The organism is Sulfurimonas sp., assembly GCF_026991475.1.
Classification (GTDB): domain Bacteria; phylum Campylobacterota; class Campylobacteria; order Campylobacterales; family Sulfurimonadaceae; genus Sulfurimonas.
In genome coordinates, this window is the sequence record NZ_JALXBK010000119.1 from 1 (window position 1) to 9,975 (window position 9,975).

11 protein-coding genes and 1 pseudogene are annotated in these 9,975 nt (G+C 34.3%); 8 read left to right on the plus strand and 4 right to left on the minus strand.

Annotation, left to right across the window (positions count from 1 at the left end; genetic code table 11):
* The first annotated feature begins 187 nt into the window (after positions 1-187).
* From gmhA to ccoS, 5 genes are read left to right on the plus strand one after another with little or no spacing between them, the layout of a single operon-like run.
* Positions 188-778, plus strand: a complete 591-nt coding sequence (gene gmhA / locus MV589_RS10290; protein WP_297434575.1) for a D-sedoheptulose 7-phosphate isomerase — start codon at positions 188-190, stop codon at positions 776-778.
* Between the two features lie 3 nt (positions 779-781).
* Positions 782-1,303 carry a D-glycero-beta-D-manno-heptose 1,7-bisphosphate 7-phosphatase gene (gmhB, locus tag MV589_RS10295; RefSeq protein WP_297434577.1) on the plus strand — a complete coding sequence of 174 codons (522 nt, stop codon included), beginning with the start codon at positions 782-784 and terminating at the stop codon, positions 1,301-1,303.
* On the plus strand, positions 1,297-1,782 hold the full coding sequence (locus MV589_RS10300) for an asparaginase domain-containing protein (RefSeq protein ID WP_297434579.1): 486 nt from the start codon (positions 1,297-1,299) through the stop codon (positions 1,780-1,782). The genes gmhB and MV589_RS10300 overlap by 7 nt, the downstream gene beginning before the upstream one ends.
* Positions 1,772-4,165 (plus strand): heavy metal translocating P-type ATPase, encoded by a 2,394-nt coding sequence (locus tag MV589_RS10305; protein WP_297434581.1) that lies wholly within the window; start codon positions 1,772-1,774, stop codon positions 4,163-4,165. The genes MV589_RS10300 and MV589_RS10305 overlap by 11 nt, the downstream gene beginning before the upstream one ends.
* A 3-nt stretch (positions 4,166-4,168) precedes the next feature.
* The gene (ccoS, locus tag MV589_RS10310) at positions 4,169-4,387 is read left to right on the plus strand and encodes a cbb3-type cytochrome oxidase assembly protein CcoS (RefSeq protein ID WP_297434583.1); all 219 of its coding nucleotides are present in this window, start codon (positions 4,169-4,171) and stop codon (positions 4,385-4,387) included.
* A gap of 53 nt (positions 4,388-4,440) precedes the next feature.
* On the opposite strand, the gene MV589_RS10315 is transcribed toward ccoS, so the two are convergent.
* Complete coding sequence (locus MV589_RS10315) at positions 4,441-4,728, minus strand: c-type cytochrome (RefSeq protein WP_297434585.1); 288 nt, start codon at positions 4,726-4,728, stop codon at positions 4,441-4,443.
* 112 nt (positions 4,729-4,840) lie between these two features.
* On the opposite strand from MV589_RS10315, the gene rfaD reads away from it, so the two are divergent.
* The 3 genes from rfaD to MV589_RS10330 are packed head-to-tail and all read left to right on the plus strand — an operon-like array spanning position 4,841 to position 7,866.
* A complete protein-coding gene (gene rfaD, locus MV589_RS10320; protein ID WP_297434587.1) occupies positions 4,841-5,851 on the plus strand; it encodes an ADP-glyceromanno-heptose 6-epimerase in 1,011 nt (336 codons plus the stop codon).
* Positions 5,852-5,854: 3 nt separating this feature from the next.
* On the plus strand, positions 5,855-7,285 hold the full coding sequence (rfaE1, locus tag MV589_RS10325; protein ID WP_297434590.1) for a D-glycero-beta-D-manno-heptose-7-phosphate kinase: 1,431 nt from the start codon (positions 5,855-5,857) through the stop codon (positions 7,283-7,285).
* Positions 7,279-7,866 carry a hypothetical protein gene (locus MV589_RS10330; RefSeq protein WP_297434592.1) on the plus strand — a complete coding sequence of 196 codons (588 nt, stop codon included), beginning with the start codon at positions 7,279-7,281 and terminating at the stop codon, positions 7,864-7,866. The genes rfaE1 and MV589_RS10330 overlap by 7 nt, the downstream gene beginning before the upstream one ends.
* On the opposite strand, the gene waaF is transcribed toward MV589_RS10330, so the two are convergent.
* From waaF to MV589_RS10345, 3 genes and pseudogenes are all read right to left on the minus strand, one after another.
* Positions 7,863-8,837: a lipopolysaccharide heptosyltransferase II gene (gene waaF / locus MV589_RS10335; RefSeq protein ID WP_297434594.1), complete on the minus strand. Its 975-nt coding sequence runs from the start codon at positions 8,835-8,837 to the stop codon at positions 7,863-7,865. The genes MV589_RS10330 and waaF overlap by 4 nt on opposite strands.
* On the minus strand, positions 8,834-9,403 hold the full coding sequence (locus MV589_RS10340; protein ID WP_297434596.1) for a phosphatase PAP2 family protein: 570 nt from the start codon (positions 9,401-9,403) through the stop codon (positions 8,834-8,836). The genes waaF and MV589_RS10340 overlap by 4 nt, the downstream gene beginning before the upstream one ends.
* Positions 9,400-9,975 (minus strand): annotated as a pseudogene (locus MV589_RS10345) (glycosyl hydrolase); the annotation flags it as partial. The pseudogene MV589_RS10345 and the gene MV589_RS10340, both read right to left, overlap by 4 nt.

Here is a 9,975-nt window from a genome sequence, read left to right on the forward strand (position 1 = left end):
GTGTGGAAATGTAGGTCGCTGCCTAGTTAATCGTTTATTTACTTTTACTTCACTCTTTATTCTCTAATTACTTATTTATTTTTATAACTTTTTTTTATGATATTTTAGAATCTATTTTTACACGTCTCTATGTCTTTTTTATTAGTTTCTTTATGATACTATTTCGTATATTATTTTAGGATATTTTATGAAAACGTATATTAAAGATCAAATTAAAAAATCATATGAAGCGAAACAGGATATTTATGCGAATGAAGCACTTTTAGATAATATTGTATCGGTTGCAAAATTATGTGTAAAGCTTTATCAATGCGATAAAAAAACCATTTTAGCAGGAAATGGCGGGAGTGCGGCGGATGCCCAGCATATTGCCGCTGAACTTGTTGGTCGTTATGGATTTGATCGTCCTTCTATTCCTTCTTTAGCTCTTACAACAGATACTTCAAATTTAACTGCCATTGGAAATGATTATGGCTATGACTTTGTATTTTCACGTCAACTTGAGGGTATGGGACAAAAAGGAGATATATTTATAGGTATATCTACATCTGGAAACTCAGTAAATGTTATTAATGCATTTGAGAGTGCCAAGAAAAAAGGTATTACAACTATTGCTTTAGTTGGACGAGATGGTGGTAAAATGGCAAAGATTGCTGATTATGCACTTGTAGTTCCTTCTGATTCAACTCCTCGTATTCAAGAATCACATATACTTATTGGGCATATTTTATGCGATATTATAGAAAAAGAGATTTTTGGTGATGGTGTAGAGAATTAGTTTATGAAAAAGGCTCTTTTTTTGGATAGGGACGGGGTGATAAATGTAGAAAAGAATTATCTTTATAAGCAGAGTGATTTTGAATTTATTGATGGTATCTTTGAATTATGTAAACATTATCAGAATTTAGGTTATTTGATTATTATTGTAACAAATCAGTCAGGAATTGCAAGGGAATATTATTCTAAAGAAGATTTTTTAAAGCTTACAAAATGGATGATTTCTGCATTTGAAAAGCATGATATTACAATTACAAAGGTATATTTTTGTCCGCATCATCCTGATATTTCTGGTGAGTGTAGTTGTCGTAAGCCAAAACCGGGAATGATTTTAGAAGCAGCTAAGGAATTTGATATCGACTTATCTCAATCAATTCTTGTTGGTGATAAAGAGAGAGATATAGAATCCGCACTAAACGCAGGTATTGAACACACTTATCTCTTTGATAGTTATAATGAGATTAATACATCAAAAGCAACAAAAATTATAAGAAAATTTGATGAGATATGGATGAATGAATGTTGATTTTAAATTGTGGTGGTACATTTAATAAAAGATATAATCAATTAACAGGTGAATTAGAAGTCCCTTACGATAATTATGCAATTGAGAAAATATTAGATAGCGCATATGCTGAGTATGATCTAGCGGGTGTTATTTATAAGGACTCATTAGATATGAGTGTTGATGATAGAAAAATTATTGCTAATATTATTTCACAATCTTCTGAGAGTGATTTTTTAATTGTTCACGGCACAGATACTATGCATTTAAGTGCTGAATTTTTAGATGAAGTATTTGATGATAGAATTATTGTACTTACAGGATCAATGAAACCATTTGAAATAGATAATATTGAAGCAACTCTGAATTTAGGTATTGCTATGGGATTTTTAAAATCTACAACAGAATATGGTGTTTATATCTGTATGAATGGTTATGTTGAGAGATGGGATAAAATAGAAAAAAATAGAGATATAGGGAAGTTTGAAATTGTCAGATAAAATTGCTTGTACACATTGTCACTTAGAATTTTCAAAAGATGTTATGATAAAAGATGGTGAACACTACTTTTGTTGTAACGGTTGTCAAGGTGTTTTTCATCTTCTCTCTGATGAGGGACTTGATAGTTTTTATGATAAATTAGGGGACAATAAACTTGCCCCACCATCATCACAGTTTGAAGATGCATCAAATTTTGATGCTCCAGCTTTTTACCAGCGTTTTGTTTCTATTAATAATGAAGGGTTTAGTGAAGTTTCTTTGATTATTGAGGGTATTCATTGTGCTGCCTGCGTTTGGCTTAATGAAAAAGCTTTAACAAATATGGATGGTGTAGTTGCAACAAATATTAACTATACAAATAATAAAGCAAAAATAATTTGGGATGATGATACTGTAAAACTTTCAAATATTATAGAGATGATTCGTGCTATTGGCTATGATGCTTTTCCTTATGATGCTTCTTTACAAGAGGTAAAAGCGAATAAAGAGCGAAAAGAGTACTATTTGCGTATGGCAGTTGCAATTTTTGCAACGATGAATATGATGACCATTATGGTTGCACAGTATGCAGGCTATTTTACAGGTATAACTCCAGAAATTAAACATATTTTAAATGTTGGAGAGTGGGTTCTCTCTACTCCAGTGCTCTTTTATAGTGGTTGGCCATTTATTCGTGGAGCATACTATGGTATGAAAACTAAAACTGTTAATATGGACACTTTGGTGGCTACAGGAGCCTTTTTAACTTACATATATTCTATTTATATAACTTTAACACGTAGTGGTGAAGCTTATTTTGATTCAGTTACTATGATTATTACTTTTGTTTTAGTTGGTAAATTTTTAGAAGTTTTGAGTAAAAAAAGTGTTGCTGATACGTTAGATGTTATGAATAAACACCTTCCCACTGATGTACAAGTTATAGAAAATGAAAATATTGTTACAAAGAATGTTAATGATGTGGGTGTTGATGAAGTAGTCTTGGTTTCCACTGGTGAAAGGGTAGCAATCGATGGTGAAATTCTAAACGGTGAAGGTAATTTTGATGAGTCAAGCTTAAATGGTGAAAGTGAGCCAATCTTTAAATCTATTGGTGATACAATCATTAGTGGTACGGTAAGTATTGATGCTGATGTAAAGTATAAAACGACAAAAGATTTTGCACACTCAACCATGAGTAATATTGTTGCTTTACTTGAAAATGCTATGAATAATAAACCACATATTCAGCAACTAGCAAATAGGATTAGTGAATATTTTTCTACAATTATTTTAGCACTGGCATTTTTTACTTTTGTAGGCTGGTTACTTTACTCATCAAATTTTGAACAGTCATTTATGATATCTATTTCTGTCATTGTTATTGCTTGTCCTTGTGCTTTAGCCCTTGCTACTCCAGTTGCTACTTTAGTAGGTCTCTCTATTGCTTCAAAAAGGGGTATTCTCTTTAAAGAAGCAGTACAATTAGAGACTATGGCAAATATTGATGTATTGGTGTTAGATAAGACAGGGACAATTACACAGGGCAAGCCAGCTGTTGTTAATGAAAAGATTTGGACTGCGTTTGATAAGTCACTTCTTAATTCATTACTGCTTAGCTCTAAGCATCCTATTGCTAGGGGAGTACAAAATTATATTTTTAATGAGTCTCTTAAATGTTTTGAGCTTGAAAGTTTAAATAATGTACCTGCTCAGGGTATTACCGCGATGTATAATGGTAAAATGCTTGCTGGTGGTAATGCAAAATTGATGCACACCATAGGAATAGATGTTCAAAGCAGTAGTGAAAATAGTGAATTTTATTTTGCTTATGGTGGAAAATTATTGGCAAAGTATGAGCTTTTTGATGTTCCTCGTGAAGATGCTAAAGAGGTAATCGCAAATATTAAGAAATTTGGAATTGCTGTTATAATGCTTACGGGTGATCATGAAAGAAGTGCGAAAAAAGTGGCAGAGTTGGTTGGTATTAAAAACTTTGAGTATGAGATGACACCTGAGGGAAAAGCACAATATATTGAGACTTTGCATAAAGAGGGTAATAAAGTGGTTATGGCTGGTGATGGCATTAACGATATTTTAGCACTTGCTAATAGTGATATAGCTATTGCTATGGGCAATGGAAGTGATATTGCCATAGAAGTAAGTGATGTTGTTTTACTTAATGATACTTTTAGTTCTCTTTATGATAGCTTTAAAATTTCTAAAAAAACGTTTAGAATGATAAAAGAGAATTTAGCGCTTTCATTTGTATATAATGCTATAACAGTTCCGCTTGCGATGGCAGGGTTTATTATTCCTCTTATTGCAGCTATCTCTATGAGTGTGAGTTCTTTACTTGTTGTTGGTAATTCTATGCGTATAAAATTTGGATATAAGGATTAAAATATGAGTTCATGGGTAATTGCTATGATGTTGGGTGTATCTGTTTTTTTAGGAAGTATTGCTGTAGTAGCGTTGATGTGGGCTATTAAAAAAGGACAGTTTGACGATGAAGAGAAGTTTTTAAATGCTGTTAAATTTGATACGGAAGAAGATCTTAATGACGCTGCGAATTTAGAACGTAAAAAAGAGAAGCTAAAGAAAAAAGGGTACAGACCCGAATAAAAAAATATGAATCGCCACGAGGGCAATTCAAATAGTATAAAATAATCGAGAGATTATTTTCCGATAGTTTGAGCTACTGCTTCTAAGTCAGCATCTGAATAACGAGCTACTTGACCTTTCATAACACCTTTCATTGCTCCACCAAAAGTACCAGCTTTATAACCTTTAAGTGCTGTTGCAATTTCAGCATGAGTCATATCTTTAACGATTTTAGATTTACCCATAGCGTGTTTTTCAAAGTTTTTACCATGACATGCAGCACATGCGGCAGTGTTAACAGCAGCCATTGCTACTGAAGATACTGCTAATGCAGCGATTGAAGCGATTACGATTTTTTTCATTTTATTTCCTTAATATAAAGTTTCGTATGCATTATATAAGTTCTATTCTTAAATACTAGTTAATGAATTTAAAGGTATCATTTTATTAAAATAAATTTATATAGGTGTGGAGATGCGATACATAGAAGATGATTTAAAAGGTAAAACAATATTAATAACAGGTGGTGCGGGTTTTATAGGTTCAAACTTAGCATTTTATTTTCAAGAAAATCATCCAGAGGCAAAAGTTGTAATTTTAGATAGTTTTAGAAGTGGTGAAACATTAAGTAATGGTAATTTAAAAAGCTTTGGTCACTTTAAAAATCTTATTGGTTTTCGTGGTGAGATTATAAGTGGCGATATTAATGATAAAGATTTACTACTTGATTTGGAAGTAAATTATGATTTTGACTATATTTTTCATGAAGCAGCAATTTCTGACACAACTGCACAGGAACAAGACTTGATGATAAAGACAAATGTAAATGCCTATAAAGACCTGCTTGATTTGGCAGTGGCACATAATGCAAATATGATTTATGCTTCATCTGCTGCAACTTATGGAAATGCCGAATCTCCGCAAAGAGTAGGGCGTGAAGCACCTAACAATGTTTATGGCTTTTCTAAACTTTCTATGGATCATCTCTCACGCGAGTATATGCAAGAGTGTGATATAAACATTGTAGGGTTGCGTTACTTTAATGTATATGGAGCGAGAGAGTATTTTAAAAATACAACTGCTTCTATGGTATTACAGTTTGGTCATCAGGTATTGGCAGGGAAAAATCCTCGTCTTTTTGAGGGAAGTGATAAAATTCTTCGTGATTTCATTTACATTGAGGATATTATTCAAGCCAACATCAAGGCAATGCAGCCAAATACAAGTGGTATATATAATGTAGGGACAGGAAAAGCGAGAAGTTTTCAAGACATTGTCGATATTTTACAAAAGGAACTTGATACATCGCTAGAGTGTGAGTATATTCCAAATCCATTTATTGGTTCTTATCAGTTCCATACAGAGGCGGATGTTGCAACAACAAAAGAGGCTTTAGGATATGCACCTGCGTATGAGATGGAGGATGGCATTAAAGCTTATGTTGCTGAAATAAAACGCATATATGAAACAGAAGTGAAAAAGTAGATTATGCAGATTTTTAAAGAAGCAAAACCAAAGATTTTAGTGATAGGTGATTTGATGATAGATCATTATCTGTGGGGAAGTTGTGAGAGAATATCTCCTGAAGCTCCTGTGCAGGTTGTGGATATCAACAAAGAGACAACGGTTCTTGGTGGTGCTGGTAATGTTGTAAATAATCTTACAGCACTTGGTGCAGAGGTGAGTGTAAGTGGTGTCATTGGTGATGATGAAAATGGTAAAGAGCTTATTAGTATGCTTGAAGCCATTGGAGTTGAGAGTGAAAAACTCATTTTTCAAAAGGGCAGAAAGACATCAAAAAAGAGTCGTGTTATTGCAGTGAGTCAGCAGATTCTTCGTTATGACAAAGAGAGTAAAGAAGATATTGCAGCAACTTCGGTAGAACAAATATTGGCGAAGATACAGTATGATATAGTGGGGTATGATACGATAATTCTCTCAGACTACGGTAAGGGAGTACTCACTGAAACTCTTTGTCAGGGAGTAATCACACTTGCACATCAAAAGGGTGTGAAAGTGCTTGTAGATCCAAAGGGAAGTGACTTTTCAAAATATCGCGGCGCATATTTACTCACACCAAATAAAAAAGAGGCTATTTTGGCAACTGGCATCGATATAAAAGATGATGTATCGCTCAAAGCTGCACTTTTAAAGCTTAAAAATGAGTGCAATCTGGATATTTCACTTATTACGCTCTCAGAGGATGGAATTGGAATTTATGATAGTGAAGTAAAAACCTTTCCAACTGTTGCCAAAGAGGTCTTTGATGTTACTGGTGCGGGTGATACGGTTATCGCTTCCATTGCATTTGCACTCAGTATTGACAAAGCTATTGATGAAGTTGCAAAATTTGCAAATCTTGCAGCGGGTGTTGTTGTTGGCAAAATTGGGTCAGCTACGGTTACTATTGATGAAATAGAGGAGTATGAAGCTTCTTTGCATAAAAGTACTTCTGATGCTCATATCAAAAGTTTTGAAGATATAAACGCAGTTGTATCTCGTTGTAGAGCGAAGGGTAAAAAAGTTGTTTTTACAAACGGATGTTTTGATATATTGCACGTTGGGCATGTTAAATACCTCCAAATTGCAAAAAGTTTCGGAGATATTTTAATAGTGGGGCTTAACTCTGATGCCTCTGTTTCAAGACTAAAAGGTCCATCAAGACCTGTTAATATGGCAGAAGATAGAGCTTATCTATTGGCTGCTCTTGAAGCTGTGGATTTTGTAGTTCCTTTTGAAGAAGATACGCCGTATGAGCTAATAAAAATGATTCAGCCAGATGTTTTAGTCAAAGGTGGTGATTATGAAGGAAAAGAGGTTGTCGGTACGGAATTTGCTGGTGAATTAAAGCTTGTAGATTTTGTCGATGGCAAAAGTACAACAAAAACTATAGAAAAAATACAAGGACAAAAATGTTAAAAAAACTTGCGTTAATTGCAATATTATCAGTCTCTGCCTTTGCTATGCACAGTGCAGAAGTCAATATCAATGATACAGATCTAGAAATAAGTGCTAAAATGGATTTAGGACAATTTAATCAAAATGTAGAACCAAATACTACTTTTTTAGGTTTTAGAATAGTTGATGCAGATGATACACATGGATCAACAAATGGATATAAAAACGATCCTTATTATGAAGCAAATTTTTTGATGAAAAAGCCGCTTTCTAGTAGTGGTCTTAGTGTAGGAATGGGTGTAAAATTTAACTACACCACTGACTTTTCTTCTATTCCATTAGGCCTTGAGGGGACATATAAAATTCCTGCCGCTGCGTTTGTACCAATGTATGTGAATGCAAGTGTTTACTATGGACCAAGAGTACTTAGTTTTGGCAATGCAGATAGATACTATGAGTATCGTGTTAGCTATGATATAGAACTTATAGATAATGGTAGAGTAACTGTTGGTTACCGTTCTATGCATACAAATTATCAAGGTGTAAGAGGCGATTATACTTACAATAAAGCTTTTTACTTCGGATTTAAATTTCTTTTTTAGAGCTTTAGCTCTTTTACAGCTGTAATAACTTCAAAGGCTGTAATCCCTTTCATACAATCATGATGTTTGAGTGGACACTCCCTTTTCATACAAGGAGAACACTCAAGCTCATGTCTTACTATTTTGCTCTTTTCATTCATCCATTGTGAGGTCTCTTTGTAGCGTGTAGGTCCGAAGATAGCAACTGTCGGGACTTGATATGCAGCTGCTACATGCATAGGACCACTATCGTTGGTGATAAAGAGTGAACACCCTCCAATGTTTGCACAGAGTTCCTGAATGTCTGTCTTTCCCGCCAAGTTTGTGAAGTTTTCTACTCCTAGTTTTTGAAGATTATTTTCTATCTCTTGTGCCATTGCAACTTCATTTGGTCCGCCAAAAATGACAATGTCATATTTATCTTTAAAGTAGGATGCTACCTCCGCAAAACGCTCAGGGTACCATCTTTTAGCACTCCCATAAGTTGCTCCTGCATTTATGCCGAGTGTCGGTTTTTCAAACTGAAGCGGTTTTATGTAGAGTTTTAGTGGCCCAATTGTGTAGTTTTTGTCTGCTGCGTTTACCATGGCTATTTGGCAGTACTGTTGTACAAGGTGTTGGTCGGTTTTTATCTTTGGAGTGTGTGAGAGTAGCAGTTGTGAATGCCAAGATCTGCGTGCAAGGCATAAAACTGTTCCTGTTAAACGCAGCAGTAAAGAGGAGTAGATATTGTCACGAAAGCTTACTGCTATATGAAATGTTCCAAGCTCTTTTGCCAGTTTATAAGTGGCAAAAAACCTTGAAGAACTTTTTTTTGTGTTGTCAACAACGGCTTTTTCACATCGTGGATGGTGTTTTAGTGCCTCGATGCTTACATAACTACCGACAAAGGTAAAAGCCACATCTTGGTAAGTAGAAGCTAGTAATTCAATGGCAGGAGTAGCCATTACAGCATCTCCAAGCCAGTTTGGTAATATTACTAAAATCTTCATAGTGTGGAATCCTTTTTAAAGATGATTTTATAGAATGTATGTATTACTATCCAGATGAAGAAAAAAGAGGTGAAAATATCACTTAAAAAATAGTCTCCAGTAATCAGTCGTGCAAGACAGATAAGTACACCGTAACTGATGGCAAGACTTATCCAAAACTTATGTCTTTTTCTTGAAAGTAGAAAGCCTACAAATAATATAAACACAGCGTAGGAATAATCTTTAAGTGTTGCATTTACTATAAGTCCAGGAGCAATACTTAGCACCAAAATAATATAGAGCATTACTTTACCGTTAACTCCTAAAATATTTTTCTTTTTGATTTTATTGTAAAAGTAGATACTAATTGAGCCGAGTGTAAATGAAATAAGCATTATTTTTACTGAGTTATAAAAGAATCTTTCAAAAAGAGAACCTTTAAGATAAAAGGAGTGTCCATCATAAAAAAGAGCAGAAGTTTGAATGTCTATTTGCGGATAAAAGATAAAAAATAGTGAGAAGAATAGAGCCGAAAGCCACATATAAAGTTTTACATTAAAATAGTTTTTATTGAGCTGTTTTATCATTTTTGTACATCTTTTATGAAAATATATAGAGGCGAAGAGCCAATTGTAAGTATTGTATCATGTATGAGTTGACCATCTCTTGAATAGACGCTGAAGAACTCTTCATTTTGTAGAGTTGTCTCTTTTATTGACCAATGAATTTGTAGGAGTTGTTCATCTATAAGACATTGGAAAATATAATATCCTCGTTTACTATCAAAGCGTAAAAATTGTGCATTTTTGAGTGTTTTGAACATATATTTATAGGTATAAAAAGCATCTCTTTTTCTAATCCCTTCTCTGTTGTCTACCAAACCATACCCTGGTGCAATAAGCTGATGCCAAGAGACAGAATCGACCTGCTGTGAGGCAAAAGCATGAAGGTAGTAACGGAGCATAAAGTCTGCATAGGAAGATTCGTTTATGCACTCATGTTCACTTGTTGGTGCGTAGGGCGCTGTACCACTGATGGGCCAGTTTGTTTCTGTAATGTGTAGTTCCTGTTTTGTCTTTGGAGAGAGCCAGACCATTGTAGAGAGCAGAGCAATTTTATCGGAGAGCGCAAAGCCTAGTTGTGTGTTTTCTGGTGCGCC

Coding starts and splice junctions, on each gene's coding strand:
- MV589_RS10330 (WP_297434592.1), top strand. CDS start 7,279: ATGTTAAAAAAACTTGCGTTAATTGCAATATTATCAGTCTCTGCCTTT.
- gmhA (WP_297434575.1), top strand. CDS start 188: ATGAAAACGTATATTAAAGATCAAATTAAAAAATCATATGAAGCGAAA.
- rfaE1 (WP_297434590.1), top strand. CDS start 5,855: ATGCAGATTTTTAAAGAAGCAAAACCAAAGATTTTAGTGATAGGTGAT.
- gmhB (WP_297434577.1), top strand. CDS start 782: ATGAAAAAGGCTCTTTTTTTGGATAGGGACGGGGTGATAAATGTAGAA.
- waaF (WP_297434594.1), bottom strand. CDS start 8,837: ATGAAGATTTTAGTAATATTACCAAACTGGCTTGGAGATGCTGTAATG.
- ccoS (WP_297434583.1), top strand. CDS start 4,169: ATGAGTTCATGGGTAATTGCTATGATGTTGGGTGTATCTGTTTTTTTA.
- MV589_RS10315 (WP_297434585.1), bottom strand. CDS start 4,728: ATGAAAAAAATCGTAATCGCTTCAATCGCTGCATTAGCAGTATCTTCA.
- MV589_RS10300 (WP_297434579.1), top strand. CDS start 1,297: ATGTTGATTTTAAATTGTGGTGGTACATTTAATAAAAGATATAATCAA.
- rfaD (WP_297434587.1), top strand. CDS start 4,841: ATGCGATACATAGAAGATGATTTAAAAGGTAAAACAATATTAATAACA.
- MV589_RS10340 (WP_297434596.1), bottom strand. CDS start 9,403: ATGATAAAACAGCTCAATAAAAACTATTTTAATGTAAAACTTTATATG.